This window comes from Nocardioides sp. BE266 (assembly GCF_031457855.1).
In the GTDB taxonomy this organism is placed as follows: domain Bacteria; phylum Actinomycetota; class Actinomycetes; order Propionibacteriales; family Nocardioidaceae; genus Nocardioides.
In genome coordinates, this window is record NZ_JAURTI010000002.1 from 303,526 (window position 1) to 326,750 (window position 23,225).

At 73.6% G+C, this 23,225-nt stretch carries 28 protein-coding genes, 1 tRNA gene and 1 riboswitch; of the genes, 14 read left to right on the forward strand and 15 right to left on the reverse strand.

The window, feature by feature from the left end; genetic code table 11:
* Positions 1-86: 86 nt before the first annotated feature.
* Positions 87-689: a 5-formyltetrahydrofolate cyclo-ligase gene (locus J2X46_RS05805; RefSeq protein WP_310247987.1), complete on the reverse strand. Its 603-nt coding sequence runs from the start codon at positions 687-689 to the stop codon at positions 87-89.
* Positions 690-711: 22 nt separating this feature from the next.
* Between J2X46_RS05805 and J2X46_RS05810 the strand changes: the two genes are divergently transcribed.
* The 12 genes from J2X46_RS05810 to J2X46_RS05865 all read left to right on the forward strand — a co-directional run bounded on the left by J2X46_RS05810 (position 712) and on the right by J2X46_RS05865 (position 10,296).
* The gene (locus J2X46_RS05810) at positions 712-2,112 is read left to right on the forward strand and encodes a UTP--glucose-1-phosphate uridylyltransferase (protein WP_310247990.1); all 1,401 of its coding nucleotides are present in this window, start codon (positions 712-714) and stop codon (positions 2,110-2,112) included.
* On the forward strand, positions 2,109-3,338 hold the full coding sequence (gene glp, locus J2X46_RS05815) for a gephyrin-like molybdotransferase Glp (protein WP_310247992.1): 1,230 nt from the start codon (positions 2,109-2,111) through the stop codon (positions 3,336-3,338). The genes J2X46_RS05810 and glp overlap by 4 nt, the downstream gene beginning before the upstream one ends.
* Positions 3,338-3,808, forward strand: a complete 471-nt coding sequence (gene moaC / locus J2X46_RS05820) for a cyclic pyranopterin monophosphate synthase MoaC (RefSeq protein ID WP_310247995.1) — start codon at positions 3,338-3,340, stop codon at positions 3,806-3,808. The genes glp and moaC overlap by 1 nt, the downstream gene beginning before the upstream one ends.
* 13 nt (positions 3,809-3,821) lie before the next feature.
* Complete coding sequence (locus tag J2X46_RS05825; protein WP_310247997.1) at positions 3,822-4,298, forward strand: MogA/MoaB family molybdenum cofactor biosynthesis protein; 477 nt, start codon at positions 3,822-3,824, stop codon at positions 4,296-4,298.
* 47 nt (positions 4,299-4,345) lie between these two features.
* Positions 4,346-4,903, forward strand: a complete 558-nt coding sequence (locus tag J2X46_RS05830) for a GNAT family protein (protein WP_310247998.1) — start codon at positions 4,346-4,348, stop codon at positions 4,901-4,903.
* 60 nt (positions 4,904-4,963) lie between these two features.
* Positions 4,964-5,851, forward strand: coding sequence for a hypothetical protein (locus J2X46_RS05835; protein ID WP_310248002.1), 888 nt, complete (start codon positions 4,964-4,966; stop codon positions 5,849-5,851).
* 180 nt (positions 5,852-6,031) lie between these two features.
* Positions 6,032-6,107 (forward strand) — tRNA-Ala (locus tag J2X46_RS05840).
* A 189-nt stretch (positions 6,108-6,296) separates the two neighbouring features.
* Positions 6,297-6,902 (forward strand): biotin transporter BioY, encoded by a 606-nt coding sequence (locus J2X46_RS05845; RefSeq protein ID WP_310248004.1) that lies wholly within the window; start codon positions 6,297-6,299, stop codon positions 6,900-6,902.
* Positions 6,895-7,881 carry an AMP-binding protein gene (locus J2X46_RS05850; protein ID WP_310248007.1) on the forward strand — a complete coding sequence of 329 codons (987 nt, stop codon included), beginning with the start codon at positions 6,895-6,897 and terminating at the stop codon, positions 7,879-7,881. Before J2X46_RS05845 ends, J2X46_RS05850 begins: the two co-directional genes overlap by 8 nt.
* Positions 7,878-9,017, forward strand: coding sequence for a thiolase family protein (locus tag J2X46_RS05855; RefSeq protein ID WP_310248009.1), 1,140 nt, complete (start codon positions 7,878-7,880; stop codon positions 9,015-9,017). Before J2X46_RS05850 ends, J2X46_RS05855 begins: the two co-directional genes overlap by 4 nt.
* Positions 9,011-9,694 (forward strand): ABC transporter ATP-binding protein, encoded by a 684-nt coding sequence (locus J2X46_RS05860; protein WP_310248011.1) that lies wholly within the window; start codon positions 9,011-9,013, stop codon positions 9,692-9,694. The genes J2X46_RS05855 and J2X46_RS05860 overlap by 7 nt, the downstream gene beginning before the upstream one ends.
* The gene (locus tag J2X46_RS05865) at positions 9,691-10,296 is read left to right on the forward strand and encodes an energy-coupling factor transporter transmembrane protein EcfT (protein ID WP_310248013.1); all 606 of its coding nucleotides are present in this window, start codon (positions 9,691-9,693) and stop codon (positions 10,294-10,296) included. The genes J2X46_RS05860 and J2X46_RS05865 overlap by 4 nt, the downstream gene beginning before the upstream one ends.
* Before the next feature lie 2 nt (positions 10,297-10,298).
* On the opposite strand, the gene thiC is transcribed toward J2X46_RS05865, so the two are convergent.
* The 8 genes from thiC to J2X46_RS05905 form a co-directional block, all read right to left on the reverse strand.
* Positions 10,299-11,969, reverse strand: a complete 1,671-nt coding sequence (gene thiC / locus J2X46_RS05870; protein ID WP_310248015.1) for a phosphomethylpyrimidine synthase ThiC — start codon at positions 11,967-11,969, stop codon at positions 10,299-10,301.
* Positions 11,966-12,778 (reverse strand): bifunctional hydroxymethylpyrimidine kinase/phosphomethylpyrimidine kinase, encoded by an 813-nt coding sequence (thiD, locus tag J2X46_RS05875; RefSeq protein WP_310248016.1) that lies wholly within the window; start codon positions 12,776-12,778, stop codon positions 11,966-11,968. The genes thiC and thiD overlap by 4 nt, the downstream gene beginning before the upstream one ends.
* Before the next feature lie 11 nt (positions 12,779-12,789).
* On the reverse strand, positions 12,790-13,350 hold the full coding sequence (locus J2X46_RS05880) for a thiamine phosphate synthase (protein ID WP_310248018.1): 561 nt from the start codon (positions 13,348-13,350) through the stop codon (positions 12,790-12,792).
* Positions 13,347-14,111 (reverse strand): thiazole synthase, encoded by a 765-nt coding sequence (locus tag J2X46_RS05885; RefSeq protein ID WP_310248021.1) that lies wholly within the window; start codon positions 14,109-14,111, stop codon positions 13,347-13,349. Before J2X46_RS05885 ends, J2X46_RS05880 begins: the two co-directional genes overlap by 4 nt.
* Positions 14,108-14,296 (reverse strand): sulfur carrier protein ThiS, encoded by a 189-nt coding sequence (gene thiS / locus J2X46_RS05890; protein WP_310248026.1) that lies wholly within the window; start codon positions 14,294-14,296, stop codon positions 14,108-14,110. Before thiS ends, J2X46_RS05885 begins: the two co-directional genes overlap by 4 nt.
* Positions 14,287-15,309, reverse strand: a complete 1,023-nt coding sequence (locus tag J2X46_RS05895) for an FAD-dependent oxidoreductase (RefSeq protein WP_310248029.1) — start codon at positions 15,307-15,309, stop codon at positions 14,287-14,289. Before J2X46_RS05895 ends, thiS begins: the two co-directional genes overlap by 10 nt.
* On the reverse strand, positions 15,309-15,926 hold the full coding sequence (gene thiE / locus J2X46_RS05900) for a thiamine phosphate synthase (protein WP_310248032.1): 618 nt from the start codon (positions 15,924-15,926) through the stop codon (positions 15,309-15,311). The genes J2X46_RS05895 and thiE overlap by 1 nt, the downstream gene beginning before the upstream one ends.
* Positions 15,895-16,004, reverse strand: a riboswitch (TPP riboswitch). (Overlaps the previous gene by 32 nt.)
* Before the next feature lie 74 nt (positions 16,005-16,078).
* Positions 16,079-16,837, reverse strand: a complete 759-nt coding sequence (locus J2X46_RS05905) for a hypothetical protein (RefSeq protein ID WP_310248035.1) — start codon at positions 16,835-16,837, stop codon at positions 16,079-16,081.
* Between the two features lie 163 nt (positions 16,838-17,000).
* On the opposite strand from J2X46_RS05905, the gene J2X46_RS05910 reads away from it, so the two are divergent.
* Positions 17,001-17,375 carry a response regulator gene (locus tag J2X46_RS05910; RefSeq protein WP_310248038.1) on the forward strand — a complete coding sequence of 125 codons (375 nt, stop codon included), beginning with the start codon at positions 17,001-17,003 and terminating at the stop codon, positions 17,373-17,375.
* Between the two features lie 11 nt (positions 17,376-17,386).
* Here J2X46_RS05910 and J2X46_RS05915 read toward each other — a convergent pair whose 3' ends face one another.
* From J2X46_RS05915 to J2X46_RS05930, 4 genes are read right to left on the reverse strand one after another with little or no spacing between them, the layout of a single operon-like run.
* On the reverse strand, positions 17,387-18,106 hold the full coding sequence (locus J2X46_RS05915) for an FAD-binding oxidoreductase (RefSeq protein WP_310248040.1): 720 nt from the start codon (positions 18,104-18,106) through the stop codon (positions 17,387-17,389).
* Position 18,107: 1 nt separating this feature from the next.
* Positions 18,108-18,719 carry a sulfite oxidase-like oxidoreductase gene (locus J2X46_RS05920; protein WP_310248042.1) on the reverse strand — a complete coding sequence of 204 codons (612 nt, stop codon included), beginning with the start codon at positions 18,717-18,719 and terminating at the stop codon, positions 18,108-18,110.
* 52 nt (positions 18,720-18,771) lie between these two features.
* On the reverse strand, positions 18,772-19,818 hold the full coding sequence (locus J2X46_RS05925) for an alanine racemase (protein WP_310248043.1): 1,047 nt from the start codon (positions 19,816-19,818) through the stop codon (positions 18,772-18,774).
* On the reverse strand, positions 19,815-20,471 hold the full coding sequence (locus J2X46_RS05930; protein WP_310248046.1) for a Type 1 glutamine amidotransferase-like domain-containing protein: 657 nt from the start codon (positions 20,469-20,471) through the stop codon (positions 19,815-19,817). The genes J2X46_RS05925 and J2X46_RS05930 overlap by 4 nt, the downstream gene beginning before the upstream one ends.
* Before the next feature lie 44 nt (positions 20,472-20,515).
* Here J2X46_RS05930 and J2X46_RS05935 point away from each other — a divergent pair, with 44 nt between their 5' ends.
* Positions 20,516-21,127, forward strand: coding sequence for a hypothetical protein (locus J2X46_RS05935; RefSeq protein WP_310248049.1), 612 nt, complete (start codon positions 20,516-20,518; stop codon positions 21,125-21,127).
* Between the two features lie 72 nt (positions 21,128-21,199).
* On the opposite strand, the gene J2X46_RS05940 is transcribed toward J2X46_RS05935, so the two are convergent.
* Positions 21,200-21,427, reverse strand: a complete 228-nt coding sequence (locus J2X46_RS05940; protein WP_310248053.1) for a hypothetical protein — start codon at positions 21,425-21,427, stop codon at positions 21,200-21,202.
* 185 nt (positions 21,428-21,612) lie between these two features.
* Complete coding sequence (locus tag J2X46_RS05945; protein ID WP_310248056.1) at positions 21,613-23,184, reverse strand: phospholipid carrier-dependent glycosyltransferase; 1,572 nt, start codon at positions 23,182-23,184, stop codon at positions 21,613-21,615.
* Positions 23,185-23,225: the final 41 nt, after the last annotated feature.

Sequence of the window (23,225 nt, forward strand, 5' to 3'; positions counted from 1 at the left end):
GCCAGGCCCGTGTCGAAACCCAGGGCCTTGGTTTCGACACGCTCGCTTCGCTCGCTGCTCAACCGGCGGCGGAGTGCGCTCGCTGCTCAACCGGCGGGGAAACCTCTGATCTCGGTGGCGGTCAGCGCGAAGGCGACCGGGAGGTCGTGGGGGTCGGTGGGGACGGGGAGCCCGACCTCGTCGTCGTACAGCACCACGGCGACGGGGGTTCCTGGGGTGATCCGGGGGAGCGTGCGGTCGTAGCAGCCGCCGCCCTGGCCGAGGCGTTCGCCGGCGGAGGAGACGGCGAGCCCCGGCACGAGTACGACGTCGGCCTGGGCGACGGCCTCCTTGCCGAGGCGCGGGCCGGTGGGCTCGAGCAGGCCGCGGACCGCGGGCGCGAGGTGGTCGCGCCCCTCGTAGACCGCCCAGTCGAGGTCGAGCCCCGGGAGCACGACCGGCAGCAGCACGCGCTTGCCGGCGGCCACGAGTGCGTCGAGCAGGAGGCCGGTGCCGGGCTCGCTGCCGACGGAGACGTAGGCCGCGACGGTGGCGGCGCGGCGTACCTCGTCCCACCCCAGCGCGACGTCCGCGACGGACGCGGCGAAGTCCGCCGCGGCACCCAGCGGGCGCCGCTTGCGGGCCGCGCGGACCTGGTCACGGAGGGCTGTCTTGGCGGCCGTGCTGTCCGCCGAGTGTCGTGCGTCCACGTCGGCAGCCTACGATCGAAGCATGGCAAGCAAGGGCACCCCTCACGGCCTCGACCTCGCGCGCGAGAAGATGCGGAAGGCCGGGGTGGACGAGGTCGCGATCGACACGTTCGCGCACTACTACCGGCTCCTCGAGCACGGCGAGACCGGCATGATCGCCGAGGACACCATCGAGCCCCTCGACATGGAGGCGCTGACCGACGTCGAGGTCACCGACGACGTCGCCGCCGAGGCGATCCGGAAGACGGCGGTGATCAAGCTCAACGGCGGCCTCGGCACGTCGATGGGCATGGAGCGCGCCAAGTCGCTGCTGTGCGTGCGGCGCGGGCTGAGCTTCCTCGACATCATCGCCCGGCAGGTGCTCCACCTCCGCAAGGAGTACGACGCCACGCTGCCGCTGCTGTTCATGAACTCCTTCCGCACCTCGGCCGACACCATGGAGGCCCTGGCTCGCTACGAGGACCTCCCGGTCGACGGCCTCCCGCTGGAGTTCCTCCAGAACAAGGAGCCCAAGCTGCTGGCCGCCGACCTGCTCCCGGCGGCGTACCCCAAGGCGCCCGACCTCGAGTGGTGCCCGCCCGGCCACGGCGACATCTACACCGCGCTGCGCGGCACGGGGCTGCTGTCGCAGCTCATCGACGCGGGCTACCGCTACGTCTTCGTCTCCAACTCCGACAACCTCGGCGCGGTGCCCGACGCCCGGGTCGCGGGATGGTTCGCCCAGACCGGTGCGCCGTTCGCGATCGAGGCGGTGCGGCGCACGGCCTCCGACCGCAAGGGCGGCCACTTCGCGCGGCGCAAGGCCGACGGCCGCATCGTGCTGCGCGAGTCGGCCCAGACGCTCGACGCGGACAAGGAGGCGCTGGCCGACCTGGGCCGGCACAAGTACTGCTCGACCAACAACCTCTGGTTCGACCTCGAGGCGATGGTCGAGGCGCTCGACGCCCGGGGCGGCATCCTCGGCCTGCCGCTGATCCGCAACGTGAAGAACCTCGACCCCGCCGACCCGTCGACGCCGAAGGTGATCCAGATCGAGACGGCGATGGGCGCCGCGATCGAGGTCTTCGAGGGCGCGCGCACGATCGAGGTGGGCCGTGACCGCTTCGTCCCGGTGAAGACCACCGACGACCTGCTGGTGCTGCGCTCCGACGTCTACAGCCTCGGCAAGGACTTCGTGCTCGACCAGGCAGGTGACGAGGTGCCCTACGTATCGCTCGACGGCGAGTTCTACAAGCTGGTCGGCGACTTCGACAAGCGCTTCCCCGAGGGGGCGCCGTCGCTGCGCGAGGCCGACTCCTTCACCGTCGAGGGCGACTGGACCTTCGGCCACGGCGTGAAGGTGGTCGGCGACGTGACCCTCAACGGCAAGGGAGCCCAGCGCGTCGAGGGCGGCTCCGTCCTCAGCGAGCAGGACGCCGAATGAGCGACCTGCTTCCCGTCGCCGACTACGTCGAGCGCATCCTCGCCACCGTCTCGCCGCTGCCCGCCTTCCCCCAGCCCCTGATGGAGGCCCTCGGCCTCGCGCTGGCCGAGGACGTCGTCGCCCCCATCTCGCTGCCGAGCTTCGACAACTCCGCGATGGACGGCTACGCCGTGGTCGCCGAGGACGTCGCCGGCGCGAGCGAGGACGCCCCGGTGACGCTGCCGGTCGTCGGAGAGATCGGCGCCGGCCAGTCCTCGATCCTCGCGCTGTCGCCCGGCACCGCGGTCAAGATCATGACCGGCGCCCCGGTGCCTGCCGGCGCCACTACGGTCGTCCCCTACGAGTGGACCGACCGCGGGGTCGCCTCCGTGCGCATCGACCGAGCCGCGGTCCCGGGCCAGCACATCCGCCCGACCGGCGACGACATCACCGAGGGCGACATGCTGCTCGAGGAGGGCACCGTCCTCGGCGCCCGCCACCTCGGCATGCTCGCCGCGGTCGGCCGCGCCACGGTCCGCACCCGGCCGCGCCCGCGCGTCGTGGTGATCTCCACCGGGTCCGAGCTCCGCGACCCCGGCACCGCGCTGGGTCGTGACTCGATCTACGACGGCAACTCCTACCTCCTCGCTGCCGCCGCCCGCGCGGCCGGCGCGATCGCCTACCGCGTCGGCATCGTCCCCGACGAGTCGCACGCCTTCACCGAGGCGCTCAGCGACCAGCTCGTCCGCGCCGACCTCGTCGTCACCAGCGGCGGCGTCAGCGAGGGCGACTTCGACGTCGTCAAGGAGTCGCTGTCCCACCACGGCTCGATGTGGTTCGGCGGCGTGGGCATGCAGCCCGGCAAGCCGCAGGGCTTCGGCACCATCGGCGAGGACGACACCCCGGTCTTCACGCTGCCCGGCAACCCGGTCTCCTCCTACGTCTCCTTCGAGATGTTCGTGCTCCCCGCGATCCGCCGGATGATGGGCAAGCTGCCCTACGTCCGCCCGACCGCTCGGGCCCGGCTCACCCACGGCATCTCCTCGCCCGAGGGCAAGGTGCAGCTCGTGCGCGGGCTCTACGACACCGACCGCGGCGGCGCCTTCGTCTCGCCCGTCGGCGGCCACGGCTCGCACCTCATCGGCGACCTCGCGACGGCCAACTGCCTGATCCAGGTGCCCGCCGAGACGACCTCGGTCCCGGCCGGCGAGATGGTCCAGGTCCGCAAGCTCGACGAGGAGTTCTGATGGCAGACCGCCTCACCCACGTCGACGCCTCGGGCGCGGCCCGCATGGTCGACGTGTCCGGCAAGGACGTCACGGCACGTACGGCGTCCGCCACCGGCCGCGTGCTCGTCAGCCCCGCCGTCATCGACCTGCTCCGCGGCGAGGGCGTGCCCAAGGGTGACGCGCTCGCCGTGGCCCGCATCGCCGGGATCATGGGCGCCAAGCAGACCCCCGCGCTGATCCCGCTGTGCCACCCGCTGGCCATCTCCGGGGTGACCGTCGACCTGGCGGTGACCGACGAGTCCGTCGACATCACCGCGACCGTCCGCACCACCGACCGCACGGGGGTCGAGATGGAGGCGCTGACCGCGGTGTCCGTCGCGGCGCTCACCGTCGTCGACATGGTCAAGGCGGTCGACAAGGCCGCGGTGATCACCGACGTCCGGGTCGAGACGAAGACCGGCGGGAAGTCGGGCCCGTGGTCGCGATGAGACAGTGGGCGCGATGAGCCCTCTCGCCGCCGTGGTCGTGGCCTCCAACCGCGCCGCGGCGCGCGTGTACGCCGACGAGACCGGCCCCCTGATCGCCGACTGGCTGCGCGCGCAGGGCTTCGACTGCGGCGACCCCGTCGTCGTGCCCGACGGCGACCCGGTGCGCGAGGCGATCGCCGCGGCCGTGGCGGCCGGCGCCCGGCTGGTGCTCACCACCGGCGGCACCGGCCTGACGCCGACCGACCGCACACCCGAGGCCACCCGGCCTCTGCTCGACCGCGAGGTCCCCGGAATCGCCGAGGCGATCCGCGCGGCCGGCGTCGCGAAGGGCGTGCCGACCGCGATGCTCTCCCGCGGCCTCGCCGGCATCGCCGGCGACTGCCTGGTGATCAACCTTCCCGGGTCCCGCGGTGGCGTGAAGGACGGGCTCGGCGTGCTCGAGCCGGTCGTCCGGCACGCCGTCGAGCAGGTCGTCGGGAGCGACCACTGAACGCCGCGCCGGGCTGGCCGGCCCGCCTCGACTCGCACGGTGTCGTCGTGCGCTCGCTGCGCAGGTCCGACGCCGACGACTGGGAGGCGGTCCGCGCCCGCAACCAGGACTGGCTGGCGCCGTGGGACGCGACCGTCCCACCCGGCGGCGCGCCCCGCCCGACGTCGTACCGCCTCGTGGTGCGTGCCCTGCTCCAGCAGGCGAAGCGGGGGCAGACGCTGCCCTTCGTGATCGAGGTCGACGGTCGTTTCGCCGGACAGGTCACCGTCAGCAACATCGCCCGGGGATCGGCGCAGTGGGCATCGATCGGCTACTGGGTCGACGCGGGCGTCGCCGGTCGCGGCGTCGCGCCGCGCGCGGTCGCGATGGTGATCGACCACTGCCTCGGCCCGGTGGGCCTGCACCGCGTCGAGATCTGCGTGCGCCCCGAGAACACGAACTCGCTGCGCGTCGTCGAGAAGCTCGGCCTCGAGCAGGTCGGCTACGCCCCACGCTTCCTGCACATCAACGGTGACTGGCGCGACCACCGGATCTTCGCGGTCACCCGCGAGGAGGTGCCGGGAGGCGTCGAGGCGCGGCTGGCGACACACCAGTCACACCAGTAGTTCTGCGACACACCACTTGACATCCGTCCCGCCCAGCCCTCACGCTCCTACGCTTCCTTCGTGGACCTGAGCGCGCTGATCTTCGTCGCCCTTGCCGTGGCGTGGGCCGTCTACCTCATCCCCAAGGCCCTCAAGCACCACGACGAGGTGGTCCGCAGCCGGTCGGTCGAGAAGTTCTCCCACACCATGCGCGTGCTCGCGCGTCGGGAGCCGGTCGACCGCCGCAACGCCCGCCTGGTCGTGGCCCCGATCCGCGCGGCCCTCCGCCCGCCGGTCGAGACGAAGGCCCACGTCGCCCCCGAGCCCGTCACGGCGTCCGCCGCCGCCCCCGCAGCCCGTACGACGCTCCCGCCGGCGCCCGCCGTGCAGCGAGCCGCCGCCCGTCGCGCCGCCAAGCGCCGCCGCAACGTGCTCACCCTCGTCCTGCTCGCCAACGCCGTCGTGATCGGCCTCGCCGCCGCATCGGTGATCACCTGGCCGTGGGTCGCCGTGCCCGCCGCCGTCCTCGTCGCCTGGCTGGTCGCCTGCCGCGTCTCCGTGCGCGCCGAGCGTCGTCAGCGCGCGGCCTGGTCCGCCATCGAGATCGGCGAGACCCCCGAGGTGGAGACCGAGCTCGACGACGCCGACGTCACCGGCGAGGTGCCGGTCGTCGCCCCCGAGCCGCGCCTGCCGCGCACCGTCGAGGAGGTGCCCGCCGCCGAGGCGCCGTCCGTGACCACGGGCGAGGTCCCCGTCGTCGGTGGCTGGGAGATGGTGCCCACCACCCTGCCGACCTACGTCAGCAAGCCGGCCGCGCAGCGTCGTACGGTCTCCACGATCGACCTCGACTCGACCGGCGTGTGGTCGAGCGGTCGCAACGACGAGGACTCCGCCCTCGCCCGCTCGGCCGAGCAGACCGCCAAGGCCGCGCGTGACGCCGAGGAGACCCGCCGCGCCAGCGGCGCCTGAGCCGCTCCACGCGCCCACTCCGATGGATTTCCACGCGTATGAGTGGAAGTTCAGCGGGCTCGAGGGCACCTCACGCTGAGCGCCGGATGGAGTCCCGCGCACACGGGCGGAAGTTCATCGGGGCCGATTCGGTGAGGCTCCGCAGGCTCGTGTATCTTTGCGACGCGCCGTGAGGCGTATGGGGCTGTGGCGCAGTTGGTAGCGCGTCTCGTTCGCAATGAGAAGGTCAGGGGTTCGAATCCCCTCAGCTCCACCACCGCTGGTCAGAGGCCGTGCACCGATCCTGGGAACAGGAGAGGGCACGGTCTCTTTGCATGTGACCGCCTCTCGGCGACCGGGTCACGAGACGACTTCCGTGAAACGGCATCCACCCCCTAACCTGAACACCGTTCACCTGAACGGCGTTCAGGTGCCCCCGCACATCGACTCGTCCAAGGTGGAAGACATGGCCCCGACCTCCCTCAGCACCCGCGACCTCCCGCTCGTGGCCGTCTTCGCCGGCGTCATCGCCGCGCTCGGGCTCTTCCCGGCGATCTCCGCGTTCGGCGGGGCGGTGCCGATCACCGCGCAGTCGCTGGGCGTGATGCTCGCCGGCGCGATCCTCGGCCCGCGGCGCGGGGCCCTGGCGCTCGTGGTCTTCCTCGCGCTCGTCGCCATCGGCCTGCCCCTGCTGGCCGGTGGTCGCGGTGGCCTCGGCGTCTTCGCCGGCCCGTCCATCGGCTACCTGGTGGGGTTCCCGGTCGCGGCCTGGGTCATCGGTGCCGTCACCTACGCCATCGGCGCGCCCTACCGGATCGGCTGGGGTGTCGTGGCCAACGTGCTCGGCGGGGTGCTCGTGCTCAACGTGCTCGGCATCATCGGCCTGGTGCTGCGGGCCGACCTGTCGGTGGCCGGTGCTACGAGTGCCGCCCTGGTCTTCGTGCCCGGCGACCTCGTCAAGGCGATCGTCTGCGCGGTGGTCGCGCGTGGCGTGCACGCGGCGTACCCCGTCCTGCTTCCCCGGCGTCGCGAGGTCGCCGCGCAGAGCCCGGCGGCCGACGTCGTTGGCTGAGCACGTCGACGTCCTCACGGCCGCCGACCCCGTGTCGGCGGTGACCGCCGCGGCTCCCGACGACCTCCTGGCCTTCCGTACGGCGGGGACCGCGGGTCGGCCGCGGACGGTGCTCCGGACCGCCCGCTCGTGGCTGGAGTCCTACCCACACGTGTCCGAGCTGCTGGAGCTGACGGCCACCAGCCGGGTCTGGGTGCCCGGCCCGCTCACCGCCTCGATGAACCTCTTCGGCGCCGCCCACGCACGGTGGGCCGGCGCCACGGTCACAGCGGAGTCCGAGGGTGCGACCCACGCGCACCTGACGCCGTCCGCTCTGCGTCGGCTGCTGGCCGACCGGCCGGACATGCTGTCCGGCATGCGCGTCGTCGTCGCGGGAGACCGCCTCACGTCGTCGCTGCACGACGCCGCGACGGCGGCCGGTGCCCGCGTGAGCCACTACTACGGTGCGGCCGAGCTGTCGTTCGTCGCGTGGGGCGGGCACGCGGGCGTGTTGCGTCCGTTCCCCGGCGTCGAGGTGGAGTCGCGCGACGGTGAGCTGTGGGTGCGCTCGCCCTACGTCTGCACGGGGTACGCCGAGCCGGAGCACGCGCTGCGGCGCGACGCCGACGGCTGGACGACCGTCGGCGACCGCGGTGTGGTCGAGGTGGACGGCCGGGTCACGGTGCTCGGCCGCGCCGGTGGGGTCACGACGGCAGGAGCGACCGTGCTCGAGGCCGACGTCGAGCACGCGCTGCAGCAGGAGGCCGTGGGGGAGGTGGCGGTGGTCGGCGTCCCGCACCCCGACCTCGGCCAGGTCGTCGCTGCGGTCGTCACCGACCCGGACGACGTGGTCCGGCTGCGCGAGGTGGGCCGCCGTGTCCTCTCGGCCGCGCAGCAGCCGCGGCGGTGGTTCCACCTGGAGTCGCTTCCGCTGACCGGCAACGGCAAGGTGGACAAGGCCGCGATCGTGCGGGCGGTGTCGACGGAGGTGGACGGGTGACGCGGACGGACGATGCGCCGGTGGTCGTCGCGGCGGTGCGCACCCCGATCGGCACGGCCGGCCATGCCCTCGGCGGACTCACGGTCGACCAGCTGGCCGCGCCGGTGCTGGCGTCGGTGCTGTCCCGCGGCGGACTGGAGGCGGACCGCGTCGACGAGGTGCTCCTCGGCAACTGCATGGGCCCGGGCGGCAACGTGGCCCGCGTGTCATCGCTGGCAGCAGGGATCCCGCGGTCGGTCCCCGGGCTGACCGTCGACCGTCAGTGCGCGAGCGGACTCGCCGCGGTGGAGCTCGGCGCCCGACTCGTGCGAACCGGCGCCGACGTCGTCCTCGCCGGCGGGGCCGAGTCCGCGAGCACCGCCCCGTGGCGGTCCTGGCCACCGCAGGAGGGCCGCGGTCCGGTGCGCTACGAGCGGGCCCCCTTCGCCCCCGCACCCGACGACCTCGACATGGGCCTGGCCAACGACCTCCTCGCCGACGACGCCGGCGTGACCCGCGAGCGGCAGGACGCGTACGCCGCGCGCTCGCACCGGCTCGCCGTGGCGGCCCGCGAGGCCGGGGCGTTCGACGCCGAGGTGGTCCCGGTCGGCGGCCTCGCGCGCGACGAGCGCCCGCGCGCCGGGCTCACGGCCGAGCGGCTCGCGCGGCTCCCGGCGGCCTTCCGGCCCGGCGGCACGGTGACGGCGGGCAACGCCTGCGGCGTCAGCGACGGTGCAGCCGCGGTGGCCGTGGTCAGCGGCGAGGTGCACCGGCAGCTGGGCGTGCCGGGCCTGCGGGTGATCGCCGGCGCGAGCGCCGGTGTCGACCCGACGCGACCGGGTCGTGGCCTGGTGCCGGCCGTCCGGCTCGCGCTGGAGCGGGCCGGCACGACGCTGGACCGGATCGACGTCGTCGAGCTCAACGAGGCGTTCGCCGGACAGGTGCTGGCCTGCTGCGACGAGCTCGACCTGGACCCCGACCGCGTCTGCACCGAGGGTGGCGCACTCGCGCTGGGACACCCCTGGGGTGCCTCGGGCGCGGTGCTCGTCGTGCGGCTGTTCGCCCAGCTCGCCGGGCGCGGCGACGGTCGGCTCGGCCTGGCCGCCATCGCTGCGGGCGGCGGCCAGGGCGTCGCGATGGTGGTGGAGTCGTGCTGATCGAGGTCACCGGCGTCTCGCACGTCTACCCGGGCCGCGAGGCACCCGCCCTCCGGGAGGTCGACGTACGCCTCGAGGAGCACCGCATCGGCGTCGTCGGCGCCAACGGCTCGGGCAAGTCCACCTTCGCGCGACTGCTCAACGGCCTCGTCCTGCCGTCGGCCGGGACGGTCACCGTCGGTGGCTGGGACACCGCCCGCGAGGGGCGGGAGGTACGGCGTCGGGTGGGCTTCTGCTTCACCGACCCGGACTCCCAGATCGTGATGCCCACCGTCGCCGAGGACGTGGCCTTCGGGCTGCGTCGCCGCGGCATGTCCAAGCCCGAGGCGGCGATCCGCGTCCGCGAAGTGCTCGAGGACTACGGCCTCAGCGCGTACGCCGACCACGCCGCGCACCAGCTGTCCGGCGGCCAGAAGCAGCTCCTCGCCCTCGCGTCCGTGCTCGCCACGGAGCCCGAGCTCCTCGTGATGGACGAGCCCACGACGCTGCTCGACCTGCGCAACAGCCGGATGGTGGCCGACACCGTCGCCCGGCTGCCGCAGCAGGTCGTCCTGGTGACGCACCACCTCGACCTGCTCGACGACTTCGACCGCGTGCTGGTCTTCGACGAGACCCGGCTGGTGCACGACGGCAGCCCCGAGGAGTCGGTGAAGGTCTACCACGAGCTGATGTCGTGACCACCGCGCTCGGGCTCTACCTCCCCGGCACCTCGCCGCTGCACCGCCTGCCCGCGGGCGCCAAGCTGGGTGCGCTCGCCGCGGCCGGCGCCGGGTCGGTGCTGGTCGACACGCCCGCCCAGACCGCCGTTTCGCTGGCGGTCGTCCTGGCGCTGCACCCGCTCGCCCGCGTGCCCGCCCGGGTGGTCGTCGACATGGTGCGACCGTTGCTGTGGATGCTGGTCCCGCTCTCGGTCTTCCAGCTCGTCGTCGTCGGCTGGGAGCGGACCACGGTCCTCGTCGGGGTGATCCTGGCGCTGGTGCTGCTGGCCAACCTGGTCACGCTGACCACCCGCACCACCGACCTCATCGACGTCGTCGTGGCGATCTGCCGGCCGCTGCGGGTGGTCGGCATCGACCCCGTCCGGGTGGGCCTGCTGCTCAACCTCGCGATCCGGTGCGTGCCACTGGTCATCGAGCTGGCCGGCCAGGTGCGCGACGCGCAGCGCGCCCGGGGGCTCGAGTCGAGCCCCCGCGCGCTCGTCGTACCCCTGCTGGTGCGGACGCTCCGCCGTGCCGACGAGCTGGGTGAGGCGCTCGCCGCCCGGGGTGTCGGCGACTGACGTCACGACCTGCCCGGGTCGTCGACGTAGACGGTGCCGCCCAGCGAGAGGAACTCCGCGGACTTCTCGGCGAAGCGCTCCCGCACGTCCTGGCTGATCCGCATGGAGCAGAACTTGGGGCCGCACATCGAGCAGAAGTGGGCGGTCTTCGCACCCTCGGCGGGGAGCGTCTCGTCGTGGAACGACTCGGCGGTGTGCGGGTCGAGCGAGAGCGCGAACTGGTCGTGCCACCGGAACTCGAAGCGCGCCCGGCTCAGCGCGTCGTCCCACTCGCGGGCGCCCGGGTGGCCCTTGGCGACATCGGCGGCGTGTGCGGCCAGCTTGTAGGTGATCACGCCGGTCTTCACGTCGTCGCGGTTCGGCAGGCCGAGGTGCTCCTTGGGCGTGACGTAGCAGAGCATCGCCGTGCCGTGCATCGCGATCGCTGCGGCGCCGATGGCGCTGGTGATGTGGTCGTAGCCGGGCGCGACGTCGGTGGCGAGCGGGCCGAGCGTGTAGAACGGGGCGCCGTGGCACCACTCCTGCTGGAGCCGGACGTTCTCCTCCACCAGGTCGAGCGGCACGTGGCCGGGCCCCTCCACCATCACCTGTACGTCGTGCTCCCACGCGCGCGTCGTGAGCTCGGCGAGGGTGCGCAGCTCGGCGAGCTGGGCGGCGTCGTTGGCGTCGGCCACGGATCCGGGCCGCAGGCCGTCGCCGAGCGAGAAGGAGACGTCGTAGGCCGCGAAGATCTCGCAGAGCTCGTCGAAGTGGGTGTAGAGGAAGTTCTCCTCGTGGTGGGCCAGGCACCAGCCGGCCATGATCGAGCCGCCGCGGGACACGATGCCCGTCACCCGCTCGGCGGTGAGCGGCACGTGTCGCAGCAGCACGCCGGCGTGGATGGTCATGTAGTCGACGCCCTGCTCGCACTGCTCGACGACGGTGTCGCGGAAGACCTCCCACGTGAGCCTGTCGGCCTCGCCGCCGACCTTCTCCAGGGCCTGGTAGAGCGGGACGGTGCCGATCGGCACCGGCGAGCTGCGCAGGATCCATTCGCGGGTGGTGTGGATGTCCTCGCCGGTCGAGAGGTCCATGACCGTGTCGGCGCCCCACGTGGTGGCCCAGGTGAGCTTGTCGACCTCCTCGGCGATGCTGCTGGTGACGGCCGAGTTGCCGATGTTGGCGTTGATCTTCACCAGGAACCGGCGCCCGATGACCATCGGTTCGGACTCGGGGTGGTTCACGTTGGCGGGGATGATCGCCCGTCCGGCGGCGACCTCGCTGCGCACCAGGTCGACGTCGCAGCCCTCGCGCGCGGCGACGTACTCCATCTCGGGCGTCACGATCCCCTGGCGGGCGTAGTGGAGCTGGGTGACCGTGCGTCCCGGGACCGCCCGGCGCGGTGCGCGGCCGGCGCCGCGCCACTCCTCGCGGGCGGATCCGCGGCGCACGGCGGAACGGCCGTTGTCGACGAGCGCCGTGGCCCGGCCGGCGTACTCCTCGGTGTCGCCGCGAGCCGCGACCCAGCCCGCGCGGATCGCGGGCAGCCCGGTCTCCGGGTCGGCGCCCGGGCCTGAGGTGCAGTAGCGGTCGAAGGTCTCGCCGTTGGTCAGGCTGACGCGGGTGACGGGTACGCCGAGGGGGCCGGTGAGGACGCGCTGGTGCGCCGGGTGGACGGTGTGGTCGAGGGTCATGCGGTTTCCTCCTGCTGGACGGGGTGGACGGGGTGGACGGGGCTGGTGTGTGAGATCGGTCCGCGGCCGCGGCCGAGGGTCCAGGAGCGGCTGTCCTCGAGGCGGCCGGTGACGTACGCCGACGCGGCGAGGACCGCGTCGGCGAGCCCCGCACCGTGGGCGATCCCGGCGGCGAGGGCGCTGGCGAAGGTGCAGCCGGTGCCGTGGTCGGCGGTGGTCGCGACGGCAGGGTGGGGGAGTGGGTCGGCGGTGCCACCGGGCAGGCACAGCCAGTCGGTGCAGGTGCGGGTGTCGTCGTCGGGCCGCCAGTCCGGTCCTCCGGTGAGGACGACGGCGCATCCGAGGTCGGCGAGCCGGGCTGCCAGGTCCGGGGCATCGCGATCGACGCCGGCCAAGGCACGCGCCTCGGCGAGGTTCGGGGTCGCGACGACAGCCGCCGGGAGCAGGTGGTCGCGGTAGGCCCGCGCGACCGCGGCAACGCCGAGCACGGCCCCGCTGGTCGCGGCCAGCACCGGGTCGACGACCAGCGGTAGGTGCCCGAGGCGGTCCGCGACCAGGCGGGCGACCTCGGGCGAGCCGAGCATCCCGGTCTTCACGACCGCGATCGGGAGGTCGTCGAGCACCGCTTCGAGCTGGCGCGCGACGACCTCGACGGGCACCTCGTGGACCGCGTGCACGCCGGTGGTGTCCTGCGCCGTCACGGCGGTGACCGCGCAGGCGCCGTGGCAGCCGAGGTGCCCGATCGTCGCGAGGTCCGCGGCCAGCCCGGCCGCGCCGCCGCTGTCGGTGCCCGCCACTGCGAGGACCACGGGCGGGGTCCTCACCGGAGCTCCCGCAGGAGGTCCGCGACGACGCCGGCAGGGTCGGCTGCGCGCATCACCGCTCCCATCACCGCGACACCGTGGGCACCAGCGGCGACTGCGTCGGCCGCGTTGCCGACGTCGATCCCGCCCAGTGCCAGCACCGGCACCGGGTGGCCGGCGTACGCCTCGGGTGGCAGGGCCGGCCCGTACCCGGGCTTGCTGGCGCTGACGGCGTACGGCGACAGGGTGGCCCAGGACGCCCCGGCATCGGCGGCACGGCCGACGTCCGCGCGGGAGTGGCAGGACCGGCCCCATCGCACGCCGGGGAGCGGCGCCTGGTGCGCCGCCAGGTGCAGCCCGTGCGCGGCGGGCTCGAGGATGCGCGAGGAGACGACCGTGAGGCCGGGGACCGCCACCAGCGCCCGGACGAGTGCGGCGCGGGCGGGACCCTCGAGGTCGTGCTCGCGCACGACCACGGCTGCGAGGCCGGCCTCGGCGCACTCGCGGACCGTGCGCACCAGTCCGCGGCCCAGGCGCAGCTGGGACCGGTCCGTCAGCAGCACCAGCCGCGGGATCACGCGATCCTCCCGTCGAGCGGGCTCGCCGATCGAGCCACCGCCCGGCGCGGGATCCGTCCGGCTCGCCGTGCCGCGACACCCGCCTCGACGGCGAGGCGGAGGGCTCCGGCCATCGCGACCGGGTCCGCCGCCCGCGTCACCGCGGTGGCGGCCAGGACGGCATCGCAGCCGAGCTCCATGGCCAGCGCCGCGTCGGAGGCGGTGCCGACACCGGCGTCGAGCACGACCGGCACGTCGACGGCCGCGACGACCGTCTCGATGGCGTGCGGGTTGAGGATCCCGAGTCCCGATCCGATCGGGGAGCCCAGCGGCATCACAGCAGCGCAGCCGGCGTCCGCGAGGCGACGGGCCAGCACCGGGTCGTCGGTGGTGTAGGGCAGCACCGTGAACCCCCGCGCGACGAGCGCCGCGGCCGCCTCGACCAGCTCCACCGCGTCGGGCAGCAGGTTCGTCTCGTCGCCGATCACCTCGAGCTTCACCCAGTCCGTCTCCAGCGCCTCGCGCGCGAGCTCGGCCGTGAGGACGGCGTCCCGGGCGGAGAGGCAGCCCGCTGTGTTCGGGAGCACGAGTGCACCGTGCTCGCGGAGGAGCGGCAGCAGCGCACCTGCGGACGTGCTCGACGTACGTCGCACGCTGACGGTCACCAGCCCCGGGCTTGCGGCAGCCAGGACCGGGCCGACCAGGTCGGGCCGGGGCAGGCCCCCGGTGCCCAGGAACAGCCGCGACGACAGCGTGCGGCCGGCGATCACGAGCTCGCTCATCCGCCGGACACCGCCGTCACCACGTCGACGACGTCCCCGTCGACGAGCAGCCGGCTGGCATGCTCCGCCCGCGGCACGACCTCGTGGTTGACGGCCACCGCGTGCCCGCTCGGGAGCGGCCCGACCAGGTCGTGCAGGGTGTCGGCATCGGCGTCCAGCAGCACGCCGTTGAGGGTCAGGCGCACGTCACACCTCCATCGGGAGTCGGTAGGAGCCGTCGGGGATCGACGGCCGGATCGGGGGCTGCCCCCTCGAGGGCGTCGGCGAGCATGCGGGCCGTCAGCGGGGCGAGGAGCACGCCGTGGCGGAAGTGCCCGGCGGCGAGCCAGGTGCGCGGGTCGTGGGTGGGACCGACGAGGGGCAGGTGGTCGCGCGTCGCCGGCCGGTCGCGCGCCTCGCACGCCAGCAGCTCGGCGCGGTCCAGGGCCGGAAGGAGGACGCGGGCCGCGCGCAGCAGCCGGAGCACGCCACCGGCGGTCGGCACCGGCGCGGCGTCGTGCTCCTCGACCGTGGCCCCGACGACGACCTCACCACCGGCACGGGGCACGAGGTAGACAGGCTCACCCGCCACCCAGCCACGCACCACGTGGCGAGGACCGTCCGACGTGCGGAGGCGCACGACCTCACCGCGCACTCCGCGCACGAGCGAGGTCCACGGCTGGGGCAGGCGTGCACCGGTCGCGACGACGACGGCATCGGGCGTGGCGTCCGGCTCGCGCGCCCGGACCCGGTCGCCCAGCCGATCGAGGAGTGCGGCCACGACGGCGCGCGGGTCGACGGCCGCGTCGTGGAGCAGCAGCGCCCGGCTGGTGCGACCCAGCCCGGGCTCGAGGTCGCGCGCGGCACCTGGCGGGAGCACGTCCACGGCGACGCCCAGTCCGGCCAGGACCTGCACCTGGCGGTCGACCTCCTGCCCGTCGCCCGCGTCGTGCCCGACCAGCAGGGTCCCGCAGGCGTGCAGCGGCACAGCGAGCCGGGCAGCGTACGCCGGCCACAGCCGCGCGCTCGCCACCCCGAGCCGGTGGACGTCGGGCTCGCCGTGCCACGCCTCGCCACCCGGCGAGAGCATGCCGGCGGCGACGGCGGAGGCGCCGCAGCCCGGCGTCGGGTCGACGACCACGACGTCGTGGCCGCGGTCGAGCAGCTCTGCTGCGCAGGCGAGGCCGACGATGCCGCCACCCCGGACGTGGACCCGCATCAGCCGAGCTCCTGCACCAGCTCCTCTGCTGCGGCGACGGGATCGGGCTCCCGCCAGATCGCGCCCAGGACCGCCACGCCGTGGGCACCTGCGTCCAGTGCGGCACGGACCCGGCCGGCGCCGATGCCGCCGATCGCCACCAGTGGCAGCACGCCGCGCGCCGCGGTGATCGCCGGCACCCCGAGCGCCGGCGGCAGCCCGGCCTTGCTGGACGTGGGGAACACCGGGCCGAACCCGGCGTACGCCGCACCTGCCGCAGCCGCCCGCTCCACGGCGGCCCGGTCGCGACAGGTGGCACCGACGATCAGCTCGGGGGCCACCGTGGTGGCGAGCTCGACCGGCAGGTCCTCGGCCCCGAGGTGGACGCCGTCGGCGCCGGTGGCGAGCGCGACATCGACGCGGTCGTCGACGACCACCGTGGCACCGAAGGGCCGGACGGCAGCGAGCACGACGCGGGTGAGCTCGACGAGCTCGCGCGTCGTGGCCGCCTTGTCACGGACCTGGAAGCCGTCGACCCCGACCTCCGCGAGGTCGGACAGCGCGGACAGGTCGTCGGTCGAGGAGACCAGGCAGAAGATGCGCGGCAGCAGCACGTGGATCACTTCCTTCGCCGGCATGACCCGGATCAGGTGCGACGGTCGGAGCGGCTCCAGCTCCCTCTCAGCCCGCTGCCGCGGACTCCCGTGTGGACGTCGGCGACGCTAGCAGAGCCGGAGGGGCTGGCCGCACCGGGGCCGTCGGCGAACACGAGCCACGTGGCCCGCGTCCTTCAGGAGTAGCGGGCGATGACGTGGCGGTGCTCGCCCGGCACCAGGGCGGGCAGGAACGTCACCGAGTCGGGGGACCTCGTCGTCCAGATGCCGTCGATCGCCCGGTTGCCGAACGTGCTCTCGCCGGGCTCCGTCGCCCACCAGGCCGTCAGCCCGCCGATGCGCATGTGGTGGAAGTTGTCGTCGCCGTAGACCTCGACGTCGAATCCGCGCGCGAGGTCCTCGGCGACGAGCTCGCCGATCCTGGGCCGCTCGCGGTCGCGGTGCCGGGCCACCCGCTTGGGCCGGTCGCCGCGGTAGTCCATGTGGCCGATCTGCACGCCGGCCGTGAGGTGGAGGTTGTAGCGGATCACCACCGAGCCGTCGCGGCGACGCGACTTCAGCCGGGTGCACCACGACGGCCCGAGGAAGCTGCGTCGGCCGGGCACCTTGTCGACGCGCCCGGCGGGCGCGAGCACCGAGGCCCAGCACGCGAGCGGGGTCTCGTGGAGGCTGTTGCGCACGCCGATGGGGCCGCCGCCGGCGTGGGCGCGGTGGAAGCTCCACCTGCCGCGCGGCTCCAGGTCGTGGGGTGAGACTCCTGGCCACCAGCGGAAGAGCCGCCCCTGGGCGGCAAGGAGGTCGTTGCGACCGCGCGGCCACTCCTGGAGCGCGAGCACGTCGCAGACGTCGACGAGCTTCTCGAAGCGCGTCTCGACGGCCGGGCTGTCGAGAGTGACCAGGATGTTGGCGGTTCCGCACACGACCGTGTCGGCCATCTCCCCATCTTCCTCGCACGCCACGCCCGGATCCATCCCCTTCGTGGGGGGAGATGTGGCCATTCCGCCACGCCGTCCGGCACTTTGCTGATTACCTATGACCTGAGGGCAGGTGGGGTAGGACGCGTCACGATCGGCACCTCTGGAACGGAAGGTCTCGGGAGTGGCAACGGTGCTGGTCGTCGATGACGACGACGACATCCGCGAGCTCATCGCGATCGGCGTGCAGCGGGCAGGGCACGACGTGACGAGCGTGGCCGATCCTGTCGCCGCCCTGGCGGTCGCGACGGAGTCGTCCTTCGACATGGCCGTCCTGGACTGGAGCATGCCGAACATGAACGGCGGCGAGCTCTGCGCGAGGCTGCGGAACCTGCCGCACTTCGCGTCGCGTCCGGTCCTGATCCTCACGGCGTACGCCGACCGCGAGACCCGCACCAAGGCACTCGCTGCGGGCGCGACGGCCTTCATGACCAAGCCGTTCTCGCTCCGGGACCTGGGCGACGCCGTCGAGCGCGCGCTCCCCGCTCGCACCGGCTAGGAGGCCGGCGGCTACGCCGATTCCGTCTCCTCGCCGCCCGTGGGCCCGAAGCGCTCGACGCGGATCGCCGCGGGATCCATGCCGCACGCGACGAGGAGCTCCTCGGCGTACGCCGCGAAGCGGGCCGACCCGCACACGAAGCCGAGCTCGACCCCCTCGAGCATCGGGGTCACCTCTTCGACGGTGAGCGGCCCGGGCGCACGGTCACCCGCCTGCGCGCGGGTGTACGCCGTCGCGGCGCCGAAGCGCTCCAGCTCGGCTGCGTAGGGGAGGTCCTCGCGCCGGCGCGCGACCGCGGCGATGCGGAGCAGGTCGGTGCTCCCGAGCCGGCGCGCGGTGCGGGCCATGGCGACCGCGGGCACGACCCCGGTGCCGCCCACGAGGCACAGGATGGGGGTGCGGGTGTCCCAGACGAACCAGCGACCGATCGGCCCGCGGAGCTCGAGCACGTCCCCGACCTCGGCGACGTCGGCGAGGAACTCCGAGACCTCGCCGTCGGGCTGCCGCTCGATGAGCAGCTCGAGGAGCGGGTCGTCGGTGTCGGAGGCCAGCGAGTAGGAGCGTGTCGCCGTGTAGTCGTCGGGCGCGCGCAGCCGCACCAGGTAGTGCTGCCCAGGCAGGTGGCGGGGCTTGTCGTCGACGTGGAGGCGCAGCCGGACCGTGCGCTCGGTGGGCCAGTCCTTCTCGATGATGCGGCCGTCGCTCCATGCCGCCATCGGTGCGGGGGCCATCTCAGTCGTCACCCTGGTAGCGCTGCTCGCGCCACGGGTCGCCGCGGTCGTGGTAGCCGTTCTGCTCCCAGAAGCCCGGCCGGTCCTCGGCCATCAGCTCGAGGCGCGAGATCCACTTCGCGGACTTCCAGAAGTAGAGGTGCGGCACGAGGAGGCGGAGCGGTCCGCCGTGCTGGCGGGGGAGCGGCTTGCCGTCGACGTCCCACACGATCCAGGCACGACCGCCGGTGAGGTCGGCGAGAGGCAGGTTCGTCGTGTAGCCGGTGACCGAGTGCGCCATCACGAAGGACGCCGTGCTGCTCGGCCGGGCGACGTCGAGCAGGTCGTCGACGCTCACCCCGCTGAACGTGATGTCGAGCTTGGACCACGTCGTGACGCAGTGGATGTCGCCGAAGAAGGTCGACCCGGGGAAGGCGTGCAGCTCCGACCAGGTCCAGCTGTGGGGCGACTCGACGAGGCCGTCGACCGACAGCGTCCACGACTCCGCCGGCTGCTGCGGCGTCGCCTCCGCGGTGAGCACCGGCCACGACGAGCCGGTGTCGTACTGCCCGGGTGGGATGCGGCCGCGCTCCGGCTCGGGGCGGCGGCGGGTGAATCCTCGCGTGACCGGCATGGGTGCAGTCTGCCGCGTGGAGAGGGCCGAGCGCGACGGGTACGACGATGGCTCAGGTGTTGCGACCCCTGGCCGTCACCGGCCAGGGAGCGTCGCCGTCCGTCGGCCACAGCTCGTCGGCGAGGTTGGCCGCGGTGCAGCAGTGGTTGGGCACGACGAGCACCCGGCTCCCCAGCGCGGGGAGCGTGCCTGGCAGCTCAACGACCGCGTGGTGCTCCGACAGCTGGACGATGCGCGCGTCCGGGTGGTCGAGCAGCCGGCCGAACCCGGTGGCGTACGACGCCCGGTCGGCGCCCAGCACCTTGGACCCCGCGTCCAGGACGAGGCGGCCGCCGGCGTGGCTGACCACCGTGGCGACGGCCGTGAGTGCGACCTGGTCCGGCGCCGCCGAGCCGAGCTCCCACTGCTGGGCGTCGTTGAAGACGTACACGCCGGGGCGGAGCTCGGTCAGCACGGAGGCATCGGCGTGCTCGAGCGACGGGGTGGATCCGCCGCTGACGACCAGGTCGGTGAGGCCGGCGGCCCCGAGGGACGCGCGGCCGGCCGCCAGTGCGACCGCCTCGTCACGGGCGGCGGCTGCGCGGCCGTCGGGGGAGTAGGAGTGGCCGGGGAACGTGAAGACGCCGAGCACAGTGAGGTCGCCCGCAGCGAGGGCGACGTCGCCGGCCAGGCCCGGCGCGATGCCGCTGCGGTGGTGGCCCGAGTCGACCTCGACGACCAGCTCCACGCCCGACCCGGCGAGCAGGGCGGCGGCCTTCTCGGCCCCCGCGAGCGAGTCGACGCCGATCGCGAGGCGTACCCCTGATCCGGCCAGCGCTGCCAGCCGGTCGGCGAGGGCGTCGGTCAGCCACAACGGGTAGGCGACGAAGAGGTCCGTGCACCCCTGCTCCGCGAACGCCTCGGCCTCGCCGACCGTGGCGACGGTCAGCCCGACGGCGCCGGCCTCGAGCTGGAGCCGCGCGACGTCGGCCGACTTGTGGGTCTTGGCGTGCGGTCGCAGCGCGACCCCAGCCGCCGCCGCGGCTGCTGCGGTGCGGGCGATGTTGTCGCGCAACCGGCCGACGTCGACGCGCAGGTAGGGAGTCGCCGGGTCGGTCACGCGAAGTGCCGCCACTCGCCCTCGGAGACGACCTCGACCCGGTCGCCGTCCACCACGACGGCGGACTGCTCGTCCAGTGCGTAGCCCGGGTTGCCGAGGCCGGCCGCCCACTGCTCGGCGTCCTCCATCGTGTTGGACTCGAACAGCCCGACGTGGGGGTAGATCGAGAAGTCGACGAGGCCGAGCGCCCCGTCGCCCTCCTCGGGCCGCCAGTGCGTGAAGCGGTCGCCGATGCGCGGCGCCAGCGCCATGCTGCCCGCGCTGACGCCGACCCAGACCGTGTCGTGGAGCGACGGCAGGAGCCGGCCGAGCCCGGACTCCGCCACCCAGTGCGCGAGGTACGTCGCCTCGCCGCCGTCGACGAGCAGGACGTCGACGTCGCGGACCCACGGCTCCCAGCGTTCCGCGTCGATCGTCGGCAGCGCGGTCAGCTCGACCAGCCCGACGGACTGCCACCCGAGGCCGGTCATCGTGGGCGGGGTGCGGTCGGTGGCGAAGCCGCGCGCGGTCAGCGGAGTGCACATCGGGTGGCCCCACTGGGCGGAGGAGATGCCCAGGGCGGTCGACTCCTCGATCGGCTTGCCGAGGAGGTCGACGAGGGCCGCCCGGATGCTGTCGTTGGTCACGCCGCCGGAGGTGAGCAGGAGCTTCATGCCCGGCATCGTCGCAGACCGGCGCCTCCCGCTACGGTCAGGACGTGGGCGACCTCCAGCGGATCTTCGTGGTGAGCGCGCCGGCCGGCACGGCCGAGGTCGCGGCCCTGCGGAAGCGGCTGGGGCAGCAGGCGACCGTCCTGGCCGCGCCGACGGCGGAGGCCAAGCGCGTCGTCGAGGGTCTCGGCCGCGAGCCGACCCCCGACGTGCTGCTGGCGCCGGTGCGCTTCCCGGACGTCGACCGCGGGCACCGCCTCGACGACCTCGTGCGCCGGCACGCGGTGGCGGACCGCTGGCGTGACGTCGTGGTCGTCGCCGACCCGGCGACGGTGACCCTGCTGCTGCGGGTGCTGGCCCCGGATCAGCTGCCGGCGGCGGGTCCGGTCACCGAGGTGGGCCTGCCGCGGGGCACCCGGCCGGTGCCGCTGCCGCGTGCCGTGGCCGGCGGCGCGGGGCTCGCGGTGGTGTCGGGCCTGCTCGCGTCCGTCGTACCGGTGTGGGTGCTGCCGCTGCTCGCCGTGGTCGCCGGGCTCGCGCTGCTCGTGGTGCCGAGCCGGCGGCACGTCGGTGAGTCGCTGCTCATCGCGGTCGCGGTGGCGGTGCTGGTGACGCTGCTGGCGATCGCGGGGTCGTCACGGTTCCCGGGTGCGTGGTGAGGACAAACGAGAACCCCGCCCGGGCTGGATCGGGCGGGGTCACGTGTGTGGGTGGCGCTCAGGCCACCGGGGTCAGCCCTTGCGCGGGCCGAACAGGAGCTTGACGACGGGACCGCGCTGCTTGGGCAGCGCCGGTGCGACGAACCACGCGTTGGTCAGACCGCCCCCGCGGTTGAACCCCTCGTGGAAGACGTAGTTGAGCCCGCACTCGCAGACCCAGCGGCTCCCCACCTCGAACTCCGCCTGCGCATCGGGAGCACTGTCGGTCTCCAGGCAGATGTGCAGCAACGTTGAACTCATCGGACCCTCCCCAAGGGCTCTGTCGGCGCCACCGGCGGCGCTGGTGCCAATGGTGGGGCCTCGCATGGCCCGAATGCACTAGTCGACGCGGAATTTCGGGCCATCTTGACGAAAATTGGGAAATCCGATCTCGCCTCGGCTACGTGGTCTGGGCCAGTGGAGGCGTTTTCCGCTGATTCCGCGGTCTAGATCCAGCGACGGAACCAGATCCGCGAGTCCCACTCCGACTTGGTGAGCAGGGCGTCGGTCCAGATCGGCCAGAACCATGCGAAGGCGATCACCGCCAGCACGGTGTAGCTGCCGGCGACCACCACCCCGAACGTACGGCGGGGGCCGGGCACGTCGGACGTGCCGATCAGGTGGCCCATGGCCAGCGCGAGCGACAGCACGAGGAAGGGCAGGCTGGCGATCGCGTAGAAGTAGAAGATCGGCCGGTCGTCGTAGAGGAACCACGGCAGCCACGTGGTCGCCAGGCCGACGACCGCGACCCCGTGGCGCCAGTCGCGGGCGCCGATCCAGAGCAGCAGCGAGGCGATCATCGCCAGGCACCCGCCCCACCACACGACCGGGTTGCCGATCAGCAGGATCTGGCGGATGCACGTCGAGCCGCTCGGCGCGCCGCAGCCCTGCGCGCCGGGCTGGATGTCGGTCTGGGCGTCGACGCCGACGGGCCGGCCCATCACCAGCCAGGTCGACGGCTTGGAGGCGTAGATGTGCGTCGAGTCGTTCAGGAAGTGGCTGTGGAAGGTGTAGACGTCCTGGTGGTAGTACCAGAGCGAGCGCAGCGACTGGGTGACCTCGCCGAACCCGTGGGCGTCGGGCTCGGTCGCGGTCGGCCACTGCTTCCCGCCGTCGTACGTCGTGTACTGCGTGTTGCTGAACGCCTCCTCGTAGGCGTCGGCGTGGATCAGCCAGCCGGTCCACGAGGCGAGGTAGGTGACGAAGGCGACGCCGACGAGCGCGAGGAACGCCGGGACGCCGTCGAGGACGATCGAGCTCAGCAGCGGCCGCCGCTGGCCGAAGGCGCGGCGGGCGCCCGCGCTCCACAGCCAGACCAGCAGGCCGAACGCGGCGAGGGTGTAGACCGCCGACCACTTGGTGCCGCACGCCAGGCCGAAGCTCAGTCCGCCGAGCAGCAGCCACGGTCGCCACAACGTACGACGTGCTCCGGCCGCGAGCCGGTCGCGCAGCCACTGCCGGTCGGCCACCACGCAGTGCACGCCGCAGAGGATGAAGAAGGCCAGGAAGATGTCGAGCAGCGCCAGCCGCGAGAGCACCAGCTGGAGGCCGTCGAGGGAGAGCAGCAGACCGGCGACCAGGCCGAGGACGGTCGACCCAGTGACGCGGCGGACGAAGCGGCACATCAGCAGCACCATCAGCGCACCGATCACCGCGGAGGCCATCCGCCAGCCGGCCGGGTCCATCCCGAACAGCTTGATGCCGACCGCGATCAGCCACTTGCCGACCTCGGGATGGACGATCATCGACGGCCCGTCCTGCCACAGGCCCGTGACGTGGCCGTTGAGGATCGTCTTGTCGGCGTCCTCGACGTAGGCGCGGACGTAGCCGTGGTTGAGCAGCGACCACGCGTCCTTGGCGTAGTAGGTCTCGTCGAAGGAGAACTGGTGGGGCGTGCCGAGGTGCCAGCGCCGCAGGAAGAAGGCCAGGCTCGCGAGGCAGATCGCGCCCACCCAGCCCAGGAGCGGGTCCTCCGACCGCCAGCGCGGGCGATTCCGCTCGGCGGCAGTCGGGGTCACGACGGGAACTCTAACCAGCCGGTGGAGACGCCCTTGACGTG